The 26830-nt window shown below is 35.4% G+C and carries 22 protein-coding genes; 11 read left to right on the top strand and 11 right to left on the bottom strand.

Annotated features, from left to right (window positions below; all coding sequences use genetic code 11):
- Positions 1 to 288: 288 nt before the first annotated feature.
- Positions 289 to 594 carry a hypothetical protein gene (locus B3139_RS05530; protein WP_293880609.1) on the top strand — a complete coding sequence of 102 codons (306 nt, stop codon included), beginning with the start codon at positions 289 to 291 and terminating at the stop codon, positions 592 to 594.
- A 339-nt stretch (positions 595 to 933) separates the two neighbouring features.
- On the opposite strand, the gene B3139_RS05525 is transcribed toward B3139_RS05530, so the two are convergent.
- Positions 934 to 1329 (bottom strand): (deoxy)nucleoside triphosphate pyrophosphohydrolase, encoded by a 396-nt coding sequence (locus tag B3139_RS05525; RefSeq protein WP_293880607.1) that lies wholly within the window; start codon positions 1327 to 1329, stop codon positions 934 to 936.
- A gap of 800 nt (positions 1330 to 2129) precedes the next feature.
- Here B3139_RS05525 and B3139_RS05520 point away from each other — a divergent pair.
- The 6 genes from B3139_RS05520 to B3139_RS05495 all read left to right on the top strand — a co-directional run bounded on the left by B3139_RS05520 (position 2130) and on the right by B3139_RS05495 (position 10282).
- Positions 2130 to 4124 carry a hypothetical protein gene (locus B3139_RS05520; protein WP_293880605.1) on the top strand — a complete coding sequence of 665 codons (1995 nt, stop codon included), beginning with the start codon at positions 2130 to 2132 and terminating at the stop codon, positions 4122 to 4124.
- Positions 4125 to 4226: 102 nt separating this feature from the next.
- Positions 4227 to 5852 carry a hypothetical protein gene (locus B3139_RS05515; RefSeq protein WP_293880603.1) on the top strand — a complete coding sequence of 542 codons (1626 nt, stop codon included), beginning with the start codon at positions 4227 to 4229 and terminating at the stop codon, positions 5850 to 5852.
- A gap of 178 nt (positions 5853 to 6030) precedes the next feature.
- Positions 6031 to 6969, top strand: a complete 939-nt coding sequence (locus B3139_RS05510; RefSeq protein ID WP_293880601.1) for a DUF4238 domain-containing protein — start codon at positions 6031 to 6033, stop codon at positions 6967 to 6969.
- A gap of 460 nt (positions 6970 to 7429) precedes the next feature.
- Complete coding sequence (locus B3139_RS05505) at positions 7430 to 8002, top strand: hypothetical protein (protein ID WP_293880599.1); 573 nt, start codon at positions 7430 to 7432, stop codon at positions 8000 to 8002.
- A 540-nt stretch (positions 8003 to 8542) separates the two neighbouring features.
- Positions 8543 to 9172: a hypothetical protein gene (locus tag B3139_RS05500; RefSeq protein WP_293880597.1), complete on the top strand. Its 630-nt coding sequence runs from the start codon at positions 8543 to 8545 to the stop codon at positions 9170 to 9172.
- 54 nt (positions 9173 to 9226) lie between these two features.
- Entirely contained in the window at positions 9227 to 10282 is a 1056-nt protein-coding gene (locus B3139_RS05495) for a helix-turn-helix domain-containing protein (protein ID WP_293880595.1), read from the top strand.
- A 373-nt stretch (positions 10283 to 10655) separates the two neighbouring features.
- Here the strand turns inward: B3139_RS05495 and B3139_RS05490 are convergent, their stop codons facing one another.
- The 7 genes from B3139_RS05490 to B3139_RS05460 all read right to left on the bottom strand — a co-directional run bounded on the left by B3139_RS05490 (position 10656) and on the right by B3139_RS05460 (position 17892).
- Entirely contained in the window at positions 10656 to 13166 is a 2511-nt protein-coding gene (locus tag B3139_RS05490) for an N-6 DNA methylase (RefSeq protein WP_293880593.1), read from the bottom strand.
- 424 nt (positions 13167 to 13590) lie between these two features.
- On the bottom strand, positions 13591 to 13965 hold the full coding sequence (locus B3139_RS05485; RefSeq protein WP_293880591.1) for an HIT family protein: 375 nt from the start codon (positions 13963 to 13965) through the stop codon (positions 13591 to 13593).
- A gap of 2 nt (positions 13966 to 13967) precedes the next feature.
- Positions 13968 to 14993: an HNH endonuclease domain-containing protein gene (locus B3139_RS05480; protein ID WP_293880589.1), complete on the bottom strand. Its 1026-nt coding sequence runs from the start codon at positions 14991 to 14993 to the stop codon at positions 13968 to 13970.
- A 299-nt stretch (positions 14994 to 15292) separates the two neighbouring features.
- Positions 15293 to 15688: a (deoxy)nucleoside triphosphate pyrophosphohydrolase gene (locus B3139_RS05475; RefSeq protein ID WP_293880587.1), complete on the bottom strand. Its 396-nt coding sequence runs from the start codon at positions 15686 to 15688 to the stop codon at positions 15293 to 15295.
- 6 nt (positions 15689 to 15694) lie between these two features.
- Positions 15695 to 16486, bottom strand: coding sequence for an HNH endonuclease (locus B3139_RS05470; RefSeq protein ID WP_293880585.1), 792 nt, complete (start codon positions 16484 to 16486; stop codon positions 15695 to 15697).
- A 277-nt stretch (positions 16487 to 16763) separates the two neighbouring features.
- The gene (locus B3139_RS05465; protein ID WP_293880583.1) at positions 16764 to 17282 is read right to left on the bottom strand and encodes a hypothetical protein; all 519 of its coding nucleotides are present in this window, start codon (positions 17280 to 17282) and stop codon (positions 16764 to 16766) included.
- Between the two features lies 1 nt (position 17283).
- Complete coding sequence (locus tag B3139_RS05460) at positions 17284 to 17892, bottom strand: hypothetical protein (protein WP_293880581.1); 609 nt, start codon at positions 17890 to 17892, stop codon at positions 17284 to 17286.
- A gap of 993 nt (positions 17893 to 18885) precedes the next feature.
- Here B3139_RS05460 and B3139_RS05455 point away from each other — a divergent pair.
- From B3139_RS05455 to B3139_RS05440, 4 genes are read left to right on the top strand one after another with little or no spacing between them, the layout of a single operon-like run.
- A complete protein-coding gene (locus B3139_RS05455) occupies positions 18886 to 19260 on the top strand; it encodes a hypothetical protein (RefSeq protein ID WP_293880579.1) in 375 nt (124 codons plus the stop codon).
- A gap of 17 nt (positions 19261 to 19277) precedes the next feature.
- Positions 19278 to 22724 carry a SusC/RagA family TonB-linked outer membrane protein gene (locus B3139_RS05450; protein ID WP_293880577.1) on the top strand — a complete coding sequence of 1149 codons (3447 nt, stop codon included), beginning with the start codon at positions 19278 to 19280 and terminating at the stop codon, positions 22722 to 22724.
- 16 nt (positions 22725 to 22740) lie between these two features.
- Positions 22741 to 24087: a RagB/SusD family nutrient uptake outer membrane protein gene (locus B3139_RS05445; RefSeq protein WP_293880575.1), complete on the top strand. Its 1347-nt coding sequence runs from the start codon at positions 22741 to 22743 to the stop codon at positions 24085 to 24087.
- Positions 24088 to 24092: 5 nt separating this feature from the next.
- Positions 24093 to 25562 (top strand): TlpA family protein disulfide reductase, encoded by a 1470-nt coding sequence (locus B3139_RS05440; RefSeq protein WP_293880573.1) that lies wholly within the window; start codon positions 24093 to 24095, stop codon positions 25560 to 25562.
- A gap of 49 nt (positions 25563 to 25611) precedes the next feature.
- Here B3139_RS05440 and B3139_RS05435 read toward each other — a convergent pair whose 3' ends face one another.
- Genes B3139_RS05435 through B3139_RS05425 form a run of 3 tightly spaced genes read right to left on the bottom strand, consistent with a single transcriptional unit; the run spans position 25612 to position 26586 of the window.
- Complete coding sequence (locus tag B3139_RS05435; protein ID WP_293880571.1) at positions 25612 to 25905, bottom strand: hypothetical protein; 294 nt, start codon at positions 25903 to 25905, stop codon at positions 25612 to 25614.
- A gap of 4 nt (positions 25906 to 25909) precedes the next feature.
- Complete coding sequence (locus tag B3139_RS05430) at positions 25910 to 26425, bottom strand: MauE/DoxX family redox-associated membrane protein (protein ID WP_293880569.1); 516 nt, start codon at positions 26423 to 26425, stop codon at positions 25910 to 25912.
- The gene (locus B3139_RS05425) at positions 26422 to 26586 is read right to left on the bottom strand and encodes a hypothetical protein (RefSeq protein ID WP_293880567.1); all 165 of its coding nucleotides are present in this window, start codon (positions 26584 to 26586) and stop codon (positions 26422 to 26424) included. The genes B3139_RS05430 and B3139_RS05425 overlap by 4 nt, the downstream gene beginning before the upstream one ends.
- Positions 26587 to 26830: the final 244 nt, after the last annotated feature.

Below are 26830 nucleotides of genomic sequence, written 5' to 3'. Positions count from 1 at the left end.
TATATTAGCGTCAAAGTCAATTTTTGAACAACATTTTTTAAACAAATGGACAAAGTTATTCAGTATTGTTTATTTCATGACAGGTAAAGCCCTTAATATCCTAGACCATCTGGAAACCCCGTAGCGCTAAGAAAAAAAGCTAGATGAACAAGCGTTATATAGAGACATCAAATTCCAACTATCGTTAAAGGCGTAAAAGGCTTTAAATCAATTCAAAGTAAAATAATTTGAGTAAGGTAATTTTTTTGGTGTAAACCGAATGCTAGGGTAAAAATAGATTGCGGAATTATGCTAATCCCTAACGTAACCTTTGTCAGTTGGCGATCTTGTAGTGAACGAATATTATTCAATACCAATATATCCGTTACTGTAAAAAGTATTGAACCAAAAATCAAACACAAAAATCAGCCTTTGTCTTGGACTGTATTTTTTACAGTCGCAATACTAGGGTTCTCCAAATATTTTTCCAATCCAATGTTTTTACGTGTTAGTCCGCGTATTCCGCCGTACATCAATATTAAATATACCATTACGCAAGGAAGCAAGGCTATCAATATGGTGATCGTTTTGGTATTCATTTCCAGGATAGGTTAGCTATTTTTAAATATTACGTTAAACTTCCTTTTACCAACATGCCTGTTAAACGAATTTATTCCTTTCTCAACCCTTCGTATTTTTATTTTATTGATAATATTGGTGAGGATGCGTTTAAAGAAGCAACTCTAGGCACCAGGTTTGAAGCTTGGCGGGTACCGATTGATCCCAATGAAAAGCTATATCCAGTTTTTTGAAAATGGGAATCTCGGAGCCTTTAGCCATGTTAAAAGAAAGAGTACCAGATATGGATTGGTACCACATAAGCCGTTCTTGCTCTCGACTTTGGTTGAGCTTATTGAAAAGGGCATCGTGATCAATAATCGCATTGAAATGATTTCACTTCGTGAGATACCGTTGTGTTAAATATTCATCCACAATAGGTAAATCAGCCTCTGCCCAGTCGTAGTCTCTTAATTGATTCGCATCTACCCATATGGCTTGCGCATGTTCCAATGCTTTGACGTCACCATTTAACAAACTGCATACGAAGGGGTACAGCTGTATAGAGAAATCAGAATAATGATATTCAACAGTTGAAAGTGTGTTATTAATCTTTAGATCAATATCGATTTCTTCTTTTATTTCTCTGCGAAGACAGTCCTCTTTTGATTCGTCTGGTTCGATTTTTCCACCGGGGAATTCCCATTTTAAAGGTAGTTTCATCGAAGTGGAACGTTGACAAATTAATATTTTATCGGCATGTTCTATAATTGCACAGGTTACTTGTAGCATAGTGATGTAAAGATAGTCATTTACAGGCATAGCCCAATTGAAATTTACTACGTATGGGTTCCCGTAAAATTTATAGTTTGCAATACACTAACTTCAGCATTTTAAAATTGTCACAATAGATGTTGATGTAAATCTATTAATTCAAAACAAATAATGTATATTAGCGAGAGGTTTTAGCCGACCTCAATAGAAAAGAACAAAGCCAGGATTAAACAAAGATAGTTTTGATTAAGAATAATTAAATCATTTTTATGCGGGCAAATAAATATCACTATCATTAGGGAATAATTAGTTTCAGTGGATGCTTTTGTCTGTTGGTTTTATTCCCTGTCTTTTCAATGAATTACATATATATAGAATAATATAAATGATCGATGCCAATATTGAAAACTTCTTTCGAGAAGTGAGAAATAAAAATCAGCTTCAGTCCAAGCTTAAAGAAGCTTACAGAAAGACTTTAACGTTAAATTTTAATCCACTGAATTTTCTGAAGTGGAACGAGAATAAAGTGTCTGTTAAAAATGAAAAGCCATATTAATTCACAAGTTGTAAATTATTAAATTTTGAATTACACGAGGAACAACTCATCGATCGGATCAAACATTTTGCCGAGCGATTGAGAAATATCCAATCAGGTATTGTACAGCATGTGTCAGCAATATCCGAGTGGTACCTATAGCAAAGCCTTTTGACAAAGACCTTATATATACTTTGGGACTAAATAAACAGCCATAGTTTTGCCGGAATTTTGTCAAAATCCACAGTCGGAGAAAATTATAAATTTTATAAAAACCACAAAAATGAAATCAATAACACCGGGGTTAAATAGTAGTATGAATTTGGCAATATTTACTAGTGAAGAGAAAGAAATTATAAGGAGCTTAGGTAAGGAATGGTACATTACTAACGCAGGAGGAAGGCTTACTATAGGTAATAGAAGTTATTACAAGTATTTTTTAATGAAGCCAACGTCGGCTTATCAAGAACTCTTTAACATTGAAAGAGAGATTGTTGTGGTATTTAGTGATTATGAAAATTTTGAACCAAGATCTTTAGATGCATTTGACAGTGCAATAAATGTAAATAACGAGCTAAGAATTGAAAGAGCGTGCGGCATTCTTATTAGTCGAGACAGAAAAATTGAAACAAAAATTACTAGGCTATTAAAAAGTGATCCTGAGCATCAGGCTATAGTTCCATTTACATATGAAGAACTTTCAAATAAATATGATTCTTTCTTTATCCAAAATAGATTCAAAGAACACTTTTATTCCAGAGATCTTTTTGCCTTTAATTCAGCATTAAAAAAGGATTTGTATTTCTTTGGAAGAACAGATTTAATATATTCTATTATTAACAGACATAAAAGCAATGAAAATTCGGGATTATTTGGATTGAGAAAAACAGGTAAGACCTCATTAGTATATGGTATTCAAAGAGCTATTAAAAACAGCGAAGGCATTTCAATATTTTTGGATTGTCAATCGCCTAATTTTCATGCTAAAAAATGGAACAAAGCACTCTATCTTTTAATAGCAGAGATTAAGTCACAAAATAACCTAGAAATTCTATTAAAAAATGAATCTGAATATAGTGAAGAAAATGCTGCTTCAGCTTTTGAAAAAGACCTTATAAAACTCCATAAAAAATTAAAAAACAAAAATATATTATTAATTTTCGATGAAATTGAGCATATAACTCCTGAGATTTCATTAAGTCAACATTGGAAAAATGGTAGAGATTTTGTCCTTTTTTGGCAAACCCTTCGTTCATTATTTCAAAAATATAATAATTTATTCTCTTACTTAATTGTTGGAACAAATCCGAAATGTGTTGAGACACCATTCATAAATGGTGTTGACAACCCCATATATATGCAGATCCCCCACGAATATATTCAACCTTTCGATGTGCCACAAACAAAAGATATGATTAGAAGGATTGGTAGTATAATGGGATTAAATTTCGATGAAGGAATTTATAGCAAGCTACATGAAGATTTTGGAGGACATCCCTTCTTAATGAGGAATGTGTGTAGTGTTATTAATACTTTGGCTCCTAAAGAACGTCCTGTAAGAATTGATAAGACTATGTATGAAAGAGGAAAATTGCAGTTTAATCAGAAAGATGGATCATCTTACATTGATATGATTCTCTCTATACTAAAAGAACACTATAATGATGAATTTGAAATGCTTAAATTTTTAGCAATAGGGGACTATGAACAATTTAAAGAGTTTGCTCAAATCTCACCGGAATATACTAATCATCTCATTGGCTATAATATCCTAGATCAAAATTCGGACAGCTATTTTTTTAAAATTGAATCAGTAAAACAACGATTAGCTGAAATGAATAAATTTAAGAAAATTAATTTAACCAATTCAGAGAAATTAGCTGAAATTAGTGAAAGAAGAAATATAATAGAACCAAAGCTAAGATTGATTATCAGAACTGTATTAAGATCCAATTTAGATGAAAATAATGCTAAACAGAAGGTTCTGGATATAATGGGCACTCCTAGAAGTACAAAGTATTACTCATATTCATTAAAAGACATATTTAATGCTAACAAAAGTGAGATTTATTTTGAGGATTTAAGAAAAGTTATTTCAAAAGAATGGCAATATTTTGAAAATATTTTTGGAAAAGATAAGTCTGCCTTCAATACTCATATGGAAGCAATTAATAAATATAGAGCTGATACCCATGCAAAAGAGATTGAGAAAGGTGATATGGAGTATTTTAGAGTTTGTGCAGGGAAAATTGAAGCGTATATTGAAGATTTTTTGTAGAAAGATATAATATGGCGGGATTTTCTTGACTTTCATTTGCTGCTTTCTTAGCAGCAAATGCGATTCGAAAAGCGAAAAATAATTTAAAAGTAAATTATAAATATGAGTGGTTCAGCGAGCATCAGAGGATTTGTTTATCAGACTATCATTAGTGTAATAACAAGTTTGGAGGAAGATGGATGGGATTTTTGTCAAGTAGAGCCCGAAATAGGTAAAGAAAAGGCTGATATTATTTTTTGGAAGAATGGTCGAATGTCTCAGGCTATTCAAGTTAAATCCAGTCAAAACGCATTTACTGCGACCGAGGCAAAAGATTGGTTAGGCAAACTTGTTGAGAATCTTCCAGAATCACAATTCCATAAATTAATCCTTATAGGCAATTGCGAATCCAATCTGACCGATTATATTAAAAAAGTCCGTAATGGAGAGGAGTTTTCTGATCGAGAAAATGGCGAGGTGGAAATCAGGTTGATTCCATTTGATCAAGATTATCTTAGTAGTACATTGGAGAATAAAATGCGAAAATTCTTTGAGAATAAGGGCTATTTTATTCAGCAGAAACAATTGGAAATGTTGACACATTCCTTACTTTATTCATTTCTTGAATTTTCGATTACTAGCGAAAAGGTCTCGAAAGAGGAATTCAGTAGCATGCTTATCAACTGGGCGAAAACGATTTTTCCAAAAAGTATACGTATGCAAAATGACAGCGAGCTCCGAGTATATTTATATGATGAAAACACTAAGGAGCTAAAAGAAAAGGATAAATCGAGAAAAATGTTACTTGGATCATTCCGGCAAATGATCGAACAATGCAACCAAGATATAAAAGACAGTTTTGAAATCTGTAAAACGATAGTTATTGACTCCAAAATATCTGAGCAGAATGAGTTAGTGCCAAATTTTAAGCCATTACAGATATCAGCTCTCATGGAATCTTATTCAAATGCTGTTATTGTTCCAGAATATGTCAAGGAAGCCCTGAAAATATATATTAAAGAAGAATTTGATGAGCAAGTAGAAAATCAATTCTTTGAAATAGGAGATTTAAGAGAATTGAGTTCCGGTCTCACATCCAATCTGTATGGTTCAGAAAAGCAAAAGGCGAAATTCTATGCCATCTTCGATTTATACTATACATTTTCTCGCAAAGATGAGATTAAACATATACTCAACATGATTGAATTCCGATCAGTTGTTTCATTGGTGCTTAAAAATGAAGGTAAGGGATTTGATGAAGAAATAGAGGTCTTTCTTGAAATTTCCTCGGAAACTGATCTATTGCGCAGGAGAGATTTTCCTAAGATTGAATCTAGGCGATTAATAAAGGAAATTATAGGTAAAAAGTTTCCTAAAGGACTGCTGGAGATAAAAAGCGACCACCTCATAAATAGGTATCCCTTCAATACAAGTCAATTTGCAATAATTCGGAAGCCTAAAAATATGTTACCATTTTCCAATGAAGACAAAATTGATTGTGAAAATAACACGAGACAATTTGAAAAATATCTTCAAGGATATATGGATTTTGAATATAATGAAGGCGATAGTAAACAATATCTAAAATTTGAATTTCCAAAACTTAATCCAAACCAAATCGTAGCTTTTCCGTGTAGATTATTCCTGTTCAAGGAGCGAGGTGAAATCAAAATTGAGTATCATATTAGGTCAAAACATAGTTCAGATACAACTATTCGGGATTTAATAATTACAGTTGAAACAAATTAGTCGTTTAAAAGCTATTTGCTCTCTGAAGATTTGAATAGTATTCTACAAGGCAAGGTTTTTTACTATATCTTCTCCGAAAATAATAACAGTGAAGCCGCGATCATCTATTAAATTTCTTTTATTTCAGCATTATTTATATCTTGCTATAACCATTATTTAATAGGCCAAATCAAATATTATGAAAGCTGGGAATCCTATCAATCATCATTACGTTCCGAGAGTATATTTGAAACAATTTGCAAACAATGATAGCAGATTTTACCAACTTTGTAAGCAATATAAAGGCATTTCTGAAAAACATATTTCTCAAGTATGCTATGTAAAGAATTATTTTAAGATTCTAAGAGAAGAATCTAAACTATTGAAAGGCATTATTGATGATTATTATGTTGAGAAAAATGCTTTCACTTTGCAGGAAAATAGCCTTCCGGCGTTAATTGGTTTAATCACTCAGGAGCGAGAATCACTTTTTGAAATAGACCAGTCCCAATTAGAAATTCTGATAGGTACTCTAGTAACAATAAAAAGGCGTAATCCAAGTGTGCGTGATGCTCTAACGAGGGCTGTTAGGAAAGAGGCATCCCAAGGTATTTTTGAAAGATATTTTGAACCATATATGGAGCTCGCTTGGCGTATTGATAAAGTTGATCCGATGATTTTTATTAATAAAATTAAAGAAGAGTTTATCAATGAACCTTTACATGCGGAGGATCTATATGTTAATTCTTTTATAGTGAAGAGATCTACAATTGTTCGGGATGTTACCAACGTATTATTGGCTTCTAAAATTCATGTATTCCATGCTCCCAGAGGACATGTATTCTTCACATCGGACAATCCTGGTTTCATTAAAAGTGGAAATGAAATTGTCAATTTTGATGGATTAGGAGATCCATTCCTTTTTGTTTTTCCGATTACTTCTAAGGCTTGTATAATTATTGATAGCCGATACCCTAGTAACCATTTTGGCGATCAGATTTCAATAATTCCAATTGAGGGAACAGTTGAACAGATCGATTTCATTAATTCAGGAACTTGTAGAATAGCTAATAAAAAGATATTTTCAAGTGATAAGGATTATTTGGAGAAGTTTAAGAAACGATTTATGAAAGGTTAATTCATTTGTATAGCCTTAAAAGGTAAGTTATGTTCTATAAAAAATAGAATAGATTGAATGAAAAAGGTGATAAGGTTTTTCTGTTATTATTATTTGAAATTGTAACTTGAAATTGGTCAACACATAACAATAGGATTATCTATATTCAAAGTAGAATATAATCCAACTTTACATATAGTCAGTACAGCCTCCCTAAATATTAATAGGAAAGGTTTTTGGAAGGATAGTTTTCTTGACCTGCTCCCCGTTGTTCAGACAGTCAAAAGTGGAGTTTCGGGCTTTTTAATTATTTATTTAAATAATTATATTGTATTACAATTTCAATTATTAACAGGTCAATCATCTATCGACCTGCTGAAAACTAGAAATAATCCGTATATTGAATCGTTCAATAGAATTTTCGAGAAGACTAGCTAAACGTAACCTCATTCGCATCAATATAAGATGTGAAATTAAAAGTATGAAAAATATATCTAATAGAATCGGTTTAAGAAATAGAATTTGGGAAGATCTGTATGACAGTAAGAAATCTGAGGAATTCTTGTCATTATATTTGGCTTCAAAAAAAAATAATAAAACTATATATGATGTTACTATAGCGACGATTTCGATTTTAGGTGCTATTTTGACTACAGTTCAAAATCAGTTTGAGATACTTAAGAATAGTGCATTTATAGCGTGTTTAATAATCATAATAGTACAATTAGCAGATAAAGCTTTGCCAAATTTGTTAATTAAAGATGATGTGATAAATAAGTTAAGTGAATACAGAATTAAGTATGTAACTCTTTATGAAAATTTAGACTTATTATGGTGCGAGTTTGAAGACCAAAGAATAAATTATGATGAAGCTTTTGAGAGATATTTTTCTTTTCGAAAATTAAATATAGCCTTACAAGAACTCGATAATTCAGTGTTGATCAAAGAGAACAAAAGACTTAATAAGATTGCTGAGGAAAGAGCACAAATACACATGGACAAACACTTTTATCAATGTAATAATGAGCAAGAAACAAGTATTGAAGACAATTAAGATCATTAAGGAGCCTACCGGAACCGTTCCATTAGGAGGGCAAATACCAACATCAAGAAATCCGCCTCCTCCACCAATTAAATCACCTAAAAGCAAGTAAATATGAATAAATTGATCAAGCCAGACAAGGGAAATAATAGTGATAACGGTAAATTAAAATATGTAGAAAAGGGGCAATTAAGACCTTCTAGAAATCCGCCACCTCCTCCTCCCAAAAAACAAAAATGAAAATTTTGTATTATCGTTTATAAGGTATATCAAAGCGAAAATTTTTAGCCCCTTCCTGAAAAAATAAGGAAGGAGCATTTTTGTCATTCACGCTTTGGTAGAATTTTCAGAAAGCGGGAGGGCTTCTTATTTGAGAAACCTATTTTTCCAATAGCTACGATATTCGTGTCCAGCAATCTCTAAGCTATAAAAATATCACTACAATTTTTTTGTAAAATTATATACAAAATAAATGTATTTTTATATATTTGTGAAGCAAAAAAATCTCTGTTGGCGCAGAGACTTAGGGGTTGAGGATTTAAATTTTATTATATGGATTTAAACATGGACAAAATTACGGAAATTAGCCGTAAAAAGAAAGGAAAAAGAAAATTAGCTAATTTGGAAGCCTGCAAACTTGAGCTTAAAAATGAGCTAAATGATTTGTTCAAAATATTTGAACAATCTGTTGAGATGACGAACACGGAATTACGAAAACACCCCGTAGTTTCCAGATGTAGGGGATTTGAAGCAAGTTTATTGCAAACAAACTTTGCAGAATTATTGTTTTTTAATTTTCCAGGAAACGCATTTTTTGGGAGGAATAAGCGTTTGACCTTAAGAATAAAAGGTTATGTTTTCTTTTTTAAGAAGCTTAATGACAAAGGCCTTCCAATGAATGTAATGACTCAAAGTGTAAATAGAATTAACAATCAGATCATTGATGTTAATCTATTTTTTGATACTGATTACAATGAGGCACCGATTTTGTATTTTGGTTATCAAAAAAATAAGATAGGGCAATATGTAAACCCACAAATAGTTTATATTGATGAAGATAAAATATCTTTTTCGATTGAAGCCAGTACAATTGGTTATTTGCCAAATCTATTTTCAGAACCTAATGGTATCGAAAAAGGTGAAGTTAAAGTTAAAATAAAAAAGGGAAGGATAGCGAAATAGTGTAAATTAATTCTCGATCCCTTTGATTTTGCTTAACATACATAGATATTAAACATGAATTATAAACAATTGACATTCGCACGCGAGTTTAGAGGCTATAATCAATCCGATTTGGCTGATTCGATTGATGGGCTGTCGCAATCAAACCTTTCGAAATTTGAAAAGGGTTTTGGTGTATTGTCGGAAGGGATTCAAAATAAAATTGTAGAGTTCTTGAATTTTCCGACAGAATTCTTTTATAAGAAAATAAGTAATAAAATTGATAATGCGAATTATCGAAAAAGATCCACTACAAAAAAATCTTTGATTACAGAATTTGAAAGTAGATGTAAATTGATTGGATACATAATAGATCAACTGTCACAAGACCTCGAATGGCCAGAATTTGATATTTCACCTCTCAATGTTGAAGACGGTTATTCTCCTGTAAAATGTGCTCAATATACAAGAAGGTTTTTAAGGATTTCTCCTGACTTGCCTATTAAGGATATATTTACTGTGTTGGAGAAGCATGGAATTATTATGTACGAATTGAATGCAGTAGAAAAATTCGATGGTGTATCATTTATATCGGATCTAGGGTTTCCTGTGATTATCATTAATAAGAATTTCTCTAATGATCGGAAAAGATTTACCATAGCTCATGAACTTGGACATTTAGTAATGCATAATGAAAATAATTTCCCTGTTTCTGAATATAGAGATAAAGAAAAAGAAGCTAATAATTTTGCAAGTGAATTTTTGATGCCTGAGGAGTCAATAAAAAACTCTTTGAGAAATCTAAAAATTAACGAATTAGGGGAGCTTAAGAGCTATTGGCTTACTTCGATGGCCTCTATTATTAGACGAGCAAAAGATTTGAAATGTATAGATGAAAGTAGGTACAAATATTTTTTAATAGAATTAAGCCGTATGGGATATACTAGGAGTGAACCTCTTAGAGTGCCTATTGATAAACCAGAACTAATAAAAAAAGCTAGGCAGTTAATGAATAATGAGCTAAATTATAATGAGCGTGAATTTATTCACTTTTTAGCGCTGCCTAATGATGTTGTTGATGAATTATTACCACGGTTTGAAGAGAAGATAAAGATCATTAGTTTTAATTGAAAGATATCGCTTTTTGAGGGTGATACTATTTCTTAAAGCATGTAAATTACTAAAATGCTAAGTTCTTCTTGAACTCCGCATTTTTTATTTACTAACTTGTTTCAGTGTCCTAATACTCTGCAGGAAAATAATATCGGAAGTTATTTCGACAATCAATATCTTTGAAAATTATTCCGAAGAGACGGTCTTATAACTATGTCTCGTCCTGAAAAAACTTTACCGATGGATATTTTGGGAGTAATGATAACAGATTATATTTATTCGTAATTTCGGGTTAGATATATTTACAAAGTTCCCAAAATCATATAGTTTGATCAATGACTACATTTGATTTTGGGAATTTTACTTTATTTATTGGGACTGTAAGGAGATATTAATTCGTAGTAATTAATATCTCCTTTGCAGTATTGAGAATATCATCGGCTTCTTCGAGTTTTTGCAGATAATTAGATTCAGCTTCTCGAATCTTGTCTGATAAAAATTTCTGCTCTTCTGTATTTGTCTTTAAATCAATAACAATTCTATCTACTTGCTCTGGAGTTAACTCTATTAATCCAGTTGATCCGGTATAAAGGCGAGAAATCTGAACTGCCCCAAACCCCAACCTTAAAAAATCAGCTAAATAATATGGGTTAATTATGCTTTGATCAATCCGTATTATGGTCACATGACCATCCGCAATTGCAGGAATATCTAAATCGAAAACACAACATTTTCCTAGCGTACCATCTCCAGTAGAAGACAGCAAAATGTCCCACTTTTTTATAATGTTGCTGTTATGATTGGAATCCAATGCTTTTTCTAGAAATTCATCATAAACAGACTTTTCTATCCAGTCTGAATTTGTTGTGATGATTTTTCCATGTTTGCTTATATTACTTCCTGCTTTAACAACCAAAGCAAAACCATCGATTTCATCTACATAGCTATCCGCTGAAGGACTTTTACCCCTAGATGTAGTAATAAGGTTGATATCTTTAATTGAAGGATTATTTAATTTCAACAGTTTTGATATTTCTTCCCGCGTGTTAATGTCCCAGTATTTATAATCAAACCTATGAGTATCATCATCATATATGTTTTTTATCTCTATATCGAAAGCGTTCCAATTGTATCCAGACCTTTTATTTCCAAGACGAGCATTTAGTATATTATTCTCTATCTCAGTAAAAAATAACCCTTTATCAAATCCTCTTATTTTATCACCAGAACCTTGGTATCCCAAGGAATCAAATTTACAAATCGTAGTAGAATAATTGTCTTCGAGATCATAATCAGGAATTTCACGTTTTTCCAAGTATAACACACTAGATTTTACGTTAATTTTATTTGGTTTAAAAGTTTCATTAGGTAAACTAACAATACAGATAAGCTTGCAATGTTGTAGAATAAACTTCCTTAAATTTTTGCCGGAGTCAGTGTTCAATACACCTTCGTCAATGACCGTACAAATATCGCCACCTGGAAGAGTACAATTGATCATTTTTTGCAAAAATAAATACTGTCCCTTTGAAGATGGAACTTTAAATTGCGACATATCATTGCTATCCAAGGATTCTCCTTCCGAAGTACCAAAAGGAGGATTAGTCATAATCAAATTGCAGTTTGGAGATCCATTTGTCCAGTTTGTCGATTTTCCTGAAAGACTATCTTCATGTTGAATATTTGTATGTCCATCTCCAGCAATTATCATGTTCATTTTTGCAGACGCCGCCACACCTTCATTTGCATCTGATCCAAAAAATACATCTTCTTTCAATTTTTTCACTAGTAAATCGAAGGTAGCTTTAGTTATTTCTCTAGTTTTTAGTTTGGTTTGTAATTGGCTTAGAGATTCCTGAAGCAAATACACAAGAAAACCTCCCGTGCCGCAAGCGGGGTCAAGAACTTTAATTTGAGATCCAGAAGCTAAAGAATTTACAATTTTTTTCCGTCCAACTAAACAAGTCATCGCTTGTACAAGTTCTCTGGGTGTGAAATATTGACCTAATTTTTTCCCTTTTAAAGTTGCTCTTACAAAATACTCAAAAGCCGCACCTTTTGAATCCAAACTACAGTCGTAAAAAGATACAGCAGATAAGTCTTTTATAATAGAGTGAAATGTTTTTGGGTTCTTCAATTTAATTTTCTCTTGCAAAACCTCTCCATAATTGGTTCTCAATTTGATACTTTCTATCATACTGAGAATCGAATCTCTTACTTGATCTGATTCACTAGATGGTTTTGCAGCTAATTCGTGAAATCTGTAAGAGTAGGGTAGGTTAAAATCATCATCAATATCACATTTTTCTTCTAATAATTTTAAAAAGAGTAATTTAGAAAAATCAGCAAAAGCACTTTCTTCATTTTTTTCAATTTTCCTGATCGTACTGTGGCACTTATAAAATAATGCATTAAGCTGTCTTAAAGGAAGCCCTGGACGGAATGGTAAACTGGCGTCCCCTGAAAGAGGTATATTTACAGATTCTGGATTGGATTTTAAAGTTCTTAATACTAACTTTAATTGCTCTCTAGTTGGAATTTTATCGACGACCTTTCCGTCCCAATTAATGCGACTTCCGTTCTTTGTGTTAAAGCATTGTATATCAACACCATTGGTCAGAATCACAAACGGTACATCTATTTCTTTAGATTTAGCATATCGAATAGCTTGATCTCGATCTTTGGAAGTTAAATTTTTTGATATTCTTTTAGCTTCGATAAGGAATAATGGTTTACTTTTACCAAGTGTTACAAGTATATCTACATATCCTTTTGTATATCTATCTGGTTGCGATACTGCTGTTTCGAAATCACAATCTTTTTCAAGGTCATATCCTCGACGGATAAGATATGGGAAAATTTTTTTTACTACAGTTTCTGTTTCTGTCCTAATATTTATCATTTTTGTTATCGATACTATTATTTTATATGCGTGAGGTAATAGCCAAATGTACAAAAAAAGACAGATTTAATTGCTCCTTTGTGGATAAAGGTTGCACGTCTAAGCGTGGTATTTAGCCAATAAACATGATGTATTTATCGGAATCTAGACCTCACTCATGGAGGCTAAACGCATCATTGTGGCCGCACGTCTACAAGGTGAGTCAACATCGCATGCTATATAAAGTGGGGTTGGCATTTCCTGCTCTAATAATCTATTCTCCGTTTATTTAATATTGACGACTAAGATGTTCATAAATTTATATTGTATGGTCTTTAAGTTTTCTTTTAAATATGTCTTTCTCTTCGATCTCACTTTTGTTTCTAATGTTGTGATCGTCAAAAGGAGCTTTAATAATATAGCTCGGAATTTAATACTTTTACCATTAATAACTTCCCTTACTCGGAATCACATGCCTAACACCACCTCTAGGATTTTCCATGTCGCCAGAATAACGCGGAATTAAGTGGCAATGAAAATGAAAAACTGTTTGCCCGGCGGATTCACCGCAATTCATACCGATATTGTAACCGTCAGGATTAAACTCAGATTCTACTAAATATCGAGCCAATCCAATGGCGTTATCTAAGTCAGCTTTTTCTAGAGGAGTCAGCTCGAAATAATCCACACGAAGTTTCTTGCTTATTATAAGCGTGTGGCCTGGGCTAACAGGAAATCCATCACGTATAAGGAAGAAATGTTGTGTTTCTCCGATTTGTTTATCGGTTGGAAGTTCTAAAAAGTTTTTAATGCTACTCATGGCTAAAAATTTCCTGGCAGTTCAATCCAGGGTTCCCATTCGTGAATGGAATAGGAAAGTGCTAGATTATACTGTGCTTGCAGAAAGATACGTCTTTTTTCTTTTGTCTTGCCTGTTTGATTTATAATAGTTTCGGCAAGAGGGTGTTTACTTTCGATGTAGAACTCATTTCGGTTATACAACCGTTCTAAGTATCGTCGGTGTGGTACCCGCGAACTCTTGTCACCATTGATCTTTGGATCAGCCAAAACCAAATTCCAGACGCCATTAATATTTGCTTCCTCGGCAATATGAGCTTTTTTATTAAGATGTGGTAGAAAGTGGTCCACTTCACAGATGTTTTCCGATCCTTTGTTTACAAATATATCTTGGTAGGAGTAGAAACACTTCCCTTTTTGGTAACCGTTTAATGCATCTCTGACAGAAGTGATATCAATCCGACGCATAAATGAATCAACGAACAATTCCTGTTTAAGCGAATCGTGTTTTACTTCCAGTAGATTGGTATTTATTTGGAGATTCCAAGCCGTTTCAACCAGATTCCAACGTGCATCAACTTCCTGCTCCAAATTGATAAATTGTAGAGTCTCTTTAAGCTTATAGATATTGTCTGTAAGAATGATCTCTTTCTTACTGTCAGCATAGTTCTTTTGGTAAAATCGATCTTTGATAATGTCGCCATTTACATTTTGAAACGCATCGACAACATTCACAAAACCGTATTTAATTGTAGTTTGGACCAACTGATCTTCACTAATCCGTCCAGCAATAAAATCCCTACAGGTATTCAGGAACTTGCTAGAAGAAGAATTACCCTGCTTATCACTTTTCTGAAGATGTTCAACAATATTCTTAGAGAAGGGCACTGCTAAATCTTCCAATGACAACGACGATTTGCCATAAGGCAATAGCTCAATAATTGACTTAGCAAAAGCAAATTTATACGTTGCAGAGTTTCTGCCAAATAAGATGATTGCTCGCCATTGAGATTCGAGACTTGGATCGTTAATTTGGAATTTTGTAGACATATTTTTTGTCTTGGTATTCTCTTGGATTATTTGTACTGTTTTCTAGTGTGTCAATTCTTTTACTTATTTTTAGCATATGAATGATAATCAAGCATCGGGTTTTTTTATAGCTATTTTTTGCATTGTACTTGGATTTATTATGAAAAAGTTCGGACAACCTTCATATTGGTATACCAGACCAATTGCTCTAGGAATATTTGTTATCTTTCTTGTTCTTTTTGATGTTTTTTTTAATAAATCATGACTTTTATATCTAAAAAAGAGTGACAATATTATTTTAAGACTTTCTTTCTTATCTATTATTTTCCTTTTTCTTCAATCAAAGCTCTCGCAATTGGAATATCGGCGGGAGCAAGCTTCCAGTTTAATAGATCATCAACTTTTACCCAGTAGAGTAGATCATGGTCGGTAGACTCAAACGGTATATTTTCAGTCTCACAGATAAACGAGATTAATTCGATAGCACCTTTATCGTAATGATGTACAGTATCGAAAAAGTGTTGTTTAATTTCGACCTTCAAGTTGAGTTCTTCAATCAATTCGCGGAGCAAAGATTCTTCATACGATTCACCATCCTCAACCTTGCCTCCAGGAAATTCCCAATAACCACCTAGCGACTTCTCTGGTTTTCTTCGACAGATCAGAACGAGATCATCTTTGAATAAAATGCCACAAACAACTTTAGTTATAGCCATGATCAATTAGTTGATAGTTTTGGTTTTTAATAATTGAAGTAATTCATCCAAGCTTAATGTCTTATTTCGTCGTCTGTGAATCATGGAATGGCAGTTGGGACATAGGACAATCATATCCGTTCGGGGATTTACCTCCCGTTCACCTTCACCATTAGATAATGGTTTGGAGTGATGTACATGTATAAATCCTGCTCCCCATTCTCCATAAGCGTTTTCGAAATTGAATCCACAGCCCATGCAATTTAACCCATGTATTTCTATGGCTTTTTCACGAAGCCTAACATCTCTTTCATATTTCGTAGAGTAAACCAATTTGAGTTTACCTTCTGCGCTGGTAAAGGATTCAGAGATTTCTTGCTCACTATCGTTGGTCGCATTGAAATGGTTAATATCTGATAGAGTAACTATGTTTTTAAATGTTTCTTCATCAATAGGACGAACCCCATCACGCCAATAATTACTAAGTCTTGAGGTTGGGATTGTCTCAATAAATTTTCCATTTTGTTTAGCTAAAACAGGATAGGAGAAGGGTTTGAAATTAATTATATCGGCATAATAATCGCTTTTCTCTGAACTGTTATCTTGCTTAAGTTCTCCAATCTCTGCAATTCCAAAATAATGAGGATGACGAGTCATTCGCTTTGAAGCAAATGAAGAATCTTTCATTCCACCTTTATAGTAAATGACGACCGTCCCTTTTGTCAAATATTTTAAATAACGTTTAGGAAAATGATATTCTCTCCCCGTATTATCGTTCCATTGCGATACATCGTTTTCGGTGATGACAACGTAATTCATTGAATATTTAAATCAAGTTATACATTGGGAGGAGGTGGGAAATTATTGTCGCTAGGTTTAACAGCTTTCACAATATCTCTTAAAATTTCATTTTGTTCGCGCAGTGCTGCGGTGTGATCGCGTTTCGCTATTAGGTATCTGTCGAGGAGACTTGATAGAACAAGATACAGCCCGAAAAGACAGATGGCAATAAATCCTCCGTAAATAACGTACATTAATAATCCGATTGATAACATAGTTTTTAGTTTATTTGTTAATGTATTTTTGTTTTAATGTGTTAAGCATTTGTATTATTCGCATACCTTTTCTCAATAAACCTGTATGTCTCATCAAAAATGATATCTATACGTAGACAAATAATTCTTTCAAGCATATCAAGCCTATTCATTTCTTCGTGAATTCTAGTAAATTCATATTTCACTTTATCGAATTCAAAATTGGTTAGATTTATAGATGGAAACTGTCTTAAGAGATGAATTGACGGATGAGACAAAGCCGGTAAGTTAGGAACGATGCTATTGCCAATTATGAAATAATAGACAATAGTATTTTTCTCAAATTTCCATTGATGTAAATGTCCGGCAAAAGCAAAACAAAGTTGAAATTTACTTTCACTGCACCCAGAAGAATGGCCGTCTTCATCTGAAGGAAATAGAAGGACATAGCAAAAGTTGTCTGTTTCATTACCGCTAACTATTATTTCGTCGGTTTCCCAAATACCACCGGAAAATCCCTCTATCGGTATAATTCCAAAATCAACCTGTCCCATACTTACGCCAGATACTTTCTTTGTCATTTTATCCTCTATTTAGTTTTTCCTCAAATTCCTTTAGCCATTGAGCATCCACCTTTTTATTAGCTTTGATTATAGTATGCTCAGGGACTTCCATAATTAATTCGTAGACCGCTTCACCACGATGTCTTGGATCTTTGTCATTTTCAGATTTTCTAAAAGTATTAGTGTTTTTTACTAATCCTTTTAATAAACCACTTGTCCAGTCAATAGAAGTTTCTAAGTTTAAGTTCGGCGGTAGTTGGGGTATTATATCGGAGTTTATAAACTGAGTGCCCTTAGGGAAATTTTTTATAACAATTATAACATAAGAGTTGATAAATTTGGTTATTACACCCGTATTTTGATTAACTAAATTACGTTCTATATATTCTTGAGTTTCAATATTTACAGTATTTAACTCAAATGGATTGAAGTTATCATTGATGAAGTCCTCGATAATTCTATTAAATATTTTAGATATATGGTAGGCAGCTTCTATTGAGACTCTCTTCTTTAATAATGAATATTTGATATTTTTTTGTTGAAGTAGATTGTCTAAATCATTCACAGAAAGTCCCAAATGCTTTCTCGCAGCTTCAACATTCCTAAGAAAAATTAAAGGTATATTCATATTGTTAAAATAAAGCGACTTCCATTTTTTTATATATTTTGAAAAATGGAAATGATTGTTTATATTTGTTTTATAATAGCGACAATAAGTGTAGGTATTAACCACACTAACGATGTCTCTCGTTTGAGAAAACCGGCAAAATTTTACCTACGAGAAGACTGCGAGTTCGCCATTCTATTGGATTATTTATATCTTTATCGATAATTAATAGCCAATAGGGCGAGCTTTGCATAAGTCTTTTTGGAGGTGAAGTAGAAAAATCTCTTGTAGATTAATCTGCTAAAGGGTTTCCTGCCGGTTTCCCTCAACCATATTAGCAGCAAGGTTCGCCCTATTGGTTTTTTTACCAATTGGAGTATCCTTTCGCTTTGAGCACATCGTTTTTATAACCAAAACGATTATGACAAAACGATTTAAACACCGCCAAAAATGCCAGACTTACCTCAAGGAAGTAAGTATTCGGTTTTCCAATTTAATTCTAATTAGTAAGATTATTCGGGCTCCAGAATAATCAGGTTAAACAATATAAACCAAAATAGGGTATAGCGGCATCCGCATTATAGTTCGTGCCGAATCGGTATGCACTAGCAAGGCCCTTAGACTAGGTTTCCCGATCTGTATAAGACACACTACACCCTTTAATTTTGTGTAATTAATAAAATTGCTCTTACGAGACTTTAGACACCTTAAATGTAGCATTTTTATTTTTAAACAGCAAATTTAAAAACTATAATTCTGTATTGTAAATCTATATTATAGATCGGTTTTTTTTATTCTTTCCGAGAGGAAGCGCCATAACGACCCCTATTGATGACTTGTAACTAACTTTTTGGCGTTTTGCGGATTCGTTAATTTTTTATTTGTTATACATGTAGTTTTTAAAATAAACTGCAAATGACAACCCTTTTTTAATGCAAAAAATTTGCAAATGGGGAAGCTATGCTCTTTTCAAAATATGGAGTAGGGCTGAAGTCATCTTTATTGAACCTATAAATGAACCAAAAATATAGAAACTTAATAGCGCTAGACCTCGCTTTATATGAAATACACGATGAAGGGTACGACCCTGTTCAAAAAATTGAAGAATTTTGGGTCAAATACGACCTCATCAGTATTCAGCGAACACTCGATCTATTGCTAAAGAACCATACCGATACCAATTACATGAACGAAATTTATGTAGTCAGCCACAAACAGGTTTTTACAGCGGATTTGTTTCGCTTGGTGATAGCCTATTTCATCGCCCATACCAATGCCATTGGAATCGATAATATCGATATTTCTGATGCTGACACCACCCAGATAACGAGACAAGAACTCGCGATGACAAAGCGAATTCACGACATTTTTAAACGCCTTGGCGAATAACCTTTAACAATAAGCAGATGAAACAAAGATCAAATCTGATGGCTGCCTTATTGGATAAGGTAGCCCACCAAGCATCCGTAAAAGATGCTGTAAAAAATAATTTAAAAAAAGTGCAGCACGCGTGGGATAAAAAGTACTCCCTCAGTTGTATAGTATATAGTCTTCGGCAGATCACGTCGGCATGTACCCTTATACCGATGCCTAAGACCTCAAAAGGAATGTTTCATATAAGGGCAATTCTAATCCTGTTCCTTATAGTTCATATGTTTAGTTTATTAGCTCAAACGCCCCGCAAGGACAGCGGGGCGGAAGGGTTGATCTCCATCAGTGGTACCGTCGTATCGTCTATTGACGGTAAACCGATCCAAGGTGTATCCATCCGCGTCGAAGGCGAAAAGGGTAGAGGTTCTACTAAAGTTGATGGTTCCTTTTCACTACACGTCTCAAATCCTAAAGGTACTGTTACATTTTCCCATATGGGATTCAGTCGCTTAGAGCTATCCTATGTCGCAGGAGTATCAATGGCTGTTAAATTAATACCATTGGAGAATCAATTGAACGAAGTGGAGGTGGTGAGTACCGGCTACCAAAAGATTCCAAAAGAACGAGTCACAGGAAGTTTTGTGCAGGTGGATAACGCACTATTGAATAGGCGCGTAAGCACCAATATTATCGATCGGCTAGAAGGAGTGACGAGTGGCGTAAATTTCAATCGGTCTTCTGGTGGATCTGGCGGTCTGCTGCCACCCAATGAGCAGACAGGGATAGCAATTCGTGGACGATCTACAATCGATAATAATGTAAGCGCCGACCCATTAATTATTTTAGACAATTTCCCTTTTGAGGGGAGCTTAGATCAGATCAATCCCAATGATATAGAAAGTATTACAGTCCTGCGTGATGCTGCTGCAGCTTCTATATGGGGCGCTCGCTCTGGAAATGGTGTGATTGTAATAACCACCAAAAAGGCTGCATTTAAAGAAACAACACAGGTTGATTTCAATACAGCTACCGTGATTGGATCAAAGCCAAACTTAAAGTATAGTCGCAATTTTATTTCAAGCGGAGACTATATGGCGATTGAAAAGCAGCTGTTTGATCAGGGATACTACGACGATATGCTCATCAATGCAACCACTTATCCCGTCGTCAGCCCCTACGTGGAACTATTGGACCGCCATCGCTCCGGTAATTTGTCTGATGAGGAACTGCAATCCACGCGCAAGCGCTTTGAACAAGTAGATAAGCGCAAAGAGACTGCGCAGTATTTTTATCAGCAGTCGGTCAAAAGTCAATATGCCCTGGGTATCCGATCGGGCGGCGTCAAATCTAATAATTACTTTTCGGTAGGATTCGACGATAACAGGGAAACAGTACAACATGGAAGTCTGACTAGGTGGACAGTCAATATGTCCCCACAGTTTAAACTATTGCCCAATCTTTCTTTTGCTCCCGCGATATTATTCGCACATACGAAGCAACAATACGGCTATAGTTACGGGGCTACTTTTCCTTATGTATCCGTAGTAGATGACGAGGGTGGGGCAGCTATCGTGCCCAGTGGCCATAGGGATGGATATCTAACGAGTATGGAAGCAAAGGGTTTTAAAGATTGGAGACTTCGACCCTTGGACGAGAAGGGTTTGAAAGACACACAGCTGAAACGGCTAAATACTATTCTGAAAGGACAACTGATCTATGATCCCAACGATTGGCTTTCGATTTCCTCTTTGTTCCAATACGAACGGCAACAGGGTGACTATGAAGATTTGAAGAATAAAAATAGTTACTATGTCCGCAATCTTGTCAACCGTTTTACTCAGGTAAGCAGTACCTCAATAAGTTATCCCATTCCCGATGCCGACATTCTTGATTATAGCCAAGACAGGATGGAGGCTTATAATTTTAGACTGAATGCTGTATTAAATAAGTCCTGGTCTTCGAAACATCAGCTTAATGCGCTTGTCGGAACAGAAGTAAAATCATCTGCATTGTATGCAAGCGCTGGTCGCTATTATGGTTACGATGCTGAGACCGGCACCGTCTTGGGGAATCTGAATTTTAATCAATACTATCCTGTCAACCCTTCAGGATTGGGATCGCAGCTTATTGATGATGGTATGGGAAATATAAACTTGAGTACCCGCCGCTTTATCTCTTATTTTTTCAATGGAGCGTATCAATACCGAGGTCGCTATACCTTTTCAGCTTCGGCGCGCAAAGATGGCGCAAACCTCTATGGGGTTCGTACAAACGATAAGTTTGTGCCCCTCTGGTCAATGGGCTTGCTCTATGATATTGCCAAAGAGAAGTTCTATAAATCAACCTTTTTGCCAACGCTCAAACTTCGTTTGACATATGGTTTTAACGGTAACTCTTACAATCAAGCGGCCTATCTGATTGCAAGCTTTAATAGAAATGCACTCAACGGCTTTCAGCAGGCCACAATTCAGAATCCGCCCAACCCATCGTTACGTTGGGAGCGTGTTCGTAATATAAATCTCGCCTTGCAGTTCGCCTCAAAAGGTGACCGTATCTCCGGTTCGGTAGAGTTATTTCAAAAGGACGGCATGGATCTGATTCAGGAAATCCTTTTGCGACCATCAACTGGGTTTGAAAGTTACAAGGGAAATGCAGCAGCTGTACGCAATAGAGGCATGGACGTTCAGTTGAATACCATCAATCTTAAAGGTAGTTTTGAATGGAGTACGGTGTTTTTATGGAGCTTCATAAAGGACAAGGTGATTTCTTTTAGTGAAGAATATTTAACGCAATACTTAGTGTCCAATTCGTCTGCTATAGACGGTCCCGCTCGTTATGGGTTATACATCAAAGAAGGAAATTCGCTGTACGGGGTCTATAGTTACCGCTCTGCCGGACTCGACGAACATGGTGATCCCCGTGGTTACCTGAATGGCGACGTAAGCAAAGATTATACAGGTATCATCGCCAGTAATACAATGGATAATGTTATTTATCACGGCAGTAGTAGGCCTACTTATTTTGGTTCTGTCCGCAACAACTTTTCTTATCGAAATTGGTCGCTGTCAGCAAATATACTGTTTAAAGCAGGGTTCTTCTTTCGCAAGAAAAGTAGTAGCACCAATTTAACAGAAGTACTTGGCGATCCAAATGCGGACTATTTGTTGGCATTTGATCCTGCGCATCCCGAAATTAAAACGTCAATGCCCGCTTTAGTTTATCCGGTAAATGTAAACCGTAATACCTTTTATCAAAATTCAGAAGACTTGGTATTGCCCGGAGATCATGTCCGTTTTCAGGATATCTCCTTATCGTATAGGTTTAGATTCCGGCAGATTAAACTTGAGCTCTATGGCTACATAGATAATATCGGTATTGTCTGGCGAAAGAATAAATGGGGCATTGATCCTGAGGTGAACGACTTTTTCGGAGCCTTTCCTGCACCTAGAACCTATTCCCTGGGCGCACGTATCCAATTCTAAGACTTAAATAATCATTATGAAAAAAAATATGCTTTATCTGCTCTTCATCTGTCTATGCTGTTCCTGCAAAAAAATGGATGACTGGTTAGATGTGAAATCAAAAAATAGTGATGTGATCCTGAGCACTGTTGCGGATTACCAATCCTTATTGGATAATACAACGGTGATGAACACAACCCCTGGACTAAGTATAATTGCCTCGGATAATATTCATTTACTGGAAAATATGGCATTGACTGCTGGCCTGCAGGCGGAGCGTAATGCGTACATCTGGAAAAAAGATATCTATGAAGGTGCTATTGGTGTCGGCACCGGAGATTGGACGGTGCCTTTTCGCGCTATTGCCTATGCTAATATCGCATTGGAAGGAATGGATAAATTGACGACATCAAGTGTAGGAAGAGATCATGTTCGCGGATCTGCGCTATTTTACCGCGGCTTCCATTATTACCAACTATTACAGCTTTATGCAAAGCCTTATCAGGAAGGGGCAAATGAACCTTGCGCCCTTCCGCAGCGATTTGTATCGGACATTGAAAATGAAGGGAGTTTTGGCACTGTAGAGGGGTGTTATGAGCAGGTGGTTACTGATCTGAAAGCTTCGGTTGATTTGCTGCCATTAACGCCCGTGCATAAGACTCGTCCATCCAAATTGGGAGCTCTTGCCATGCTTGCCAAGGTTTATCTATTGATGGAAAAGTACGATCAGGCATTGACTTATACTGAGGAATATCTAAATAGTCAAACGGAATTGCTAGACTTCGCTACATTAAACACATCGGCTACGTTACCTTTCCCCACGCTTGATGTCGGCAATAAAGAGATCATTTTCTATGCGGGCCCCATTAGTTATACCTTACTATCCTTTGGCAATCTGCGAATAAATGAAGCATTATTTGCTAAATATCGAGATAACGATCTGCGTAAAGCAGCCTTCTTCAGGCCGAACGCTGATGGTACAAAGTCTTTCAAAGGGCGATATACAGGTACGGTAGGTCTTTTTTCGGGCTTGGCAACGAACGAGATAATGCTTATAAATGCTGAATGCCTGGTCCGGATCGGTCGTTGGCAAGAAGCGGGAGATGTGCTGAATAAGCTCTGTACCAAGCGATATAAAGACTATGTAGCTCCCACGAATGAGACATCCGAAGAGCTGTTGCAGCGCATTTTAGAGGAAAGAAATAAGGAGTTGCTCTTTACAGGCAGTTGCCGTTGGGAAGACCTAAGAAGACTCAACAAGGATACTAAGTTTGCGATAACCCTAGTAAGGAAGTTGGCAGGCAAAGAATATATGCTGCCTCCAAATGATGCGCGATACAGCTTTCCTGTTATCCCGCAAGAAATAATCACATTAACTAAATAATATACATGAAAATAACGACTAGATATTTTTTGGCTTCATTTTGCACTATTGTAAGTGCAATAAGCAGCTTGTTTGCACAGCCTGCAACAATTACGGTAAAAGCAAACAACGAATTGCTTAAAAGCCTACAATGTTATTGGGTAGAAGATAATTTTGAGTTTGTCAATTATACACCGTTAGAAAAAGATACCGCTTCAAGGAATAGGAATTCGTATACTATTCCTTTCGATAAAGGGATGGAATTTCGTTACGTCACACTACAAGTAAAGGATGATAATAATAGCAATAAATTGGACTTATATGATTATCTGGTATGTCCGGGTGATGATATTATAATCTCATATACTGGAACTAAGGGATTGTTGTTTAGTGGAAAGGGAGCAGAAAAATTTGACTTACAATATAAACTATCCAAAATAGAGAATACAGTTTTTTTATTGGACAAGTCGGTAGTACACACGCTGTCATCACCCAGGCAAAAACGGCTACCTCCAGTTTTGTACGATAAATTATCGTCCTTATTGCAATATAACTATGCGAAGAGGGATAGTCAACTATTGATTTTAAACGGATATAAGGCTGTTTTGGATAGTCCATTGTACAGCCTGATAAAGTTAAATATCATTGGTAGAACCGAACAGACACTGCTGAAGCACCTGTTTATGGAATTTTATCGGCTTAGTCATAAATATCCCGAATTGAAAATGAACAAACTGCAACTGTTGGAAAGCTATATGGAGCGGGATACCCGATTAAATGGGGTTTCAGACAGAAACGCGCTCTATGCAAATGAAATGCAGTTGTATTTTGTGGAAATAATGAAGTTCCAAAATTGGCTAGAACACGTATTTACTAAAGAGTGGGAGGGAAAAGCGATCAACAATGCATTTATGGATCGCGTATTGTATCGACATTTCTATAGAAATTATTCCAAAATAGATAGTGTCCAAAGACAAGAAATTGTGAATCAGATTACGGGAACTAAATATAAAAAAGCAATTCAAAATTTCTTAAAAAATATTGCCTATGGTGCCGAAATGCCGAATTTTACATTGCAAGATACATTAGGTAACATCGTTCACTTTGCTGACTTTGCCGGAAAAACTATTGTTCTTGATTTTTGGTACACGGGCTGTGGTAATTGCCGCGTTTTAAATGAGAATATGAAACCGATTAAGGAAACCTTAAAGTCGAGGAAGGATCTCATTTTTGTGAACGTTTCCATAGACCCAGACTTTGAAAATTGGAAAAAATCTGTTCGTACAGGCGCTTACACAGATACATCAGATGTGAGCTTATATACCATGGGAAAAAAATCATCGCATCCGTTGGTGAAGTTTTTTAATGTAATGTCTTATCCACGGCAGGTTATTATAGATAGGGAAATGCGGATCGTGGAGACTCATGTACCGCGGGTTGGAACCGAGGAGAATAACAAGGCTTTTCTTGACTTAATAGCAGGGATAAATGACTAAAAGGGGCCTGACAGCTGTCAGGCCCCTTCACTCAACACGATGTTACCAATTATTCGTTGGTATCAAACTGCCCGTGATCTGCAGTCTGGAAATTTGCAGGATTTCTGAACTCATCGTTCATCGGCCCTGGTGCACTGCCGATTTTGTCATAGGAACAAGTTACCGAAGGATTATCCAAACAATCTCCAAGCGGATAGTTTGCCTTTGGTTCCCACGTTCCTTCGATTAGAACATATTCTCCAGAAGGAGGTGTCAATCGTTCTGTAAAAGACTGCGTCAATATTGCGCCGCCTATTGTTGCTACACCCAGTAGCAATTTCCCATAATTTTTAATTCTTTCCATGGGTTTAAATTTTAGAATGTTTAACTTTTGTTTTTACTAGGGCAAAGATTCCCGCTATCACCCAGATGATATTAAAGGCGATATGCGTTTTCCAGCCCATCGATTCGATTACACCACCACAGTGACAAAGCTTATGCTCCACAAATTTGACCATCAAGCTGAGGTAAACAGTGAATAAAATCATCAATACAGTCGAAGCCCATAGGGCAGCCCGCTTAATCCAATACACCGGGATAACCAATAGGATCGCAAGCACAATCTCCAACGAGGGGATGCCATAGCCGATCAATTTCGCGTACTGACCTAGATAGGGGATCTTGCTATTACCCTTGATAAAGGCGGCCATGTTCACAAACTTAGCCCACCCCGTGTACATGTAGATAAAGGCATAGCCATAAATGATCACATCAGGTAAGCGACGATAGATCCAGCGTGCACCCGAGCGGATTGAACTACCGCGTTTAGGAGAGCTTGCCGGCTGATCCTGTTGATATTTGTATGTATTGATGTGCTTCTTCATAAGCGCTTATATTGTGCTGTTGCATCTTTTGTTTGTTTTTCTGCGGAGCCACCTGCACCTAACAGACGGATTTCCTGGTTAGCCTTGCTGCTTAACGACATTGCCGGAATAGCGCAAATTTTCTTTTGTACTGTCTCATAATCGTGTTTTTTATTGGGCATTTCGGATATCGCTTAGCGGTACCTTGACTTGCTTCAACCAAGCTTTAGGATGCTGACCTGCTTTATCCGACCTGCTATTACAAAGTTGCACGACATTTTCTGGTAAATGTTGGGATTTTGGATACGATGTTTTGGGTTTTTGGTCGCAAGATATTGTGATATCAAACCCAAATTATTGGTAAGCAAACCCAAAATATTGCGCTTTGCTGATAAAATGAATGATTGCTATCCAACACGTTAGGAA

Origin of the sequence: Sphingobacterium sp. UBA1498 (genome assembly GCF_002325125.1) — a bacterium.
Taxonomy (GTDB): Bacteria; Bacteroidota; Bacteroidia; order Sphingobacteriales; family Sphingobacteriaceae; genus Sphingobacterium.
The sequence above is the reverse complement of the archived record's forward strand: the minus strand, read 5'-3'. Positions and strand labels throughout refer to the sequence as shown.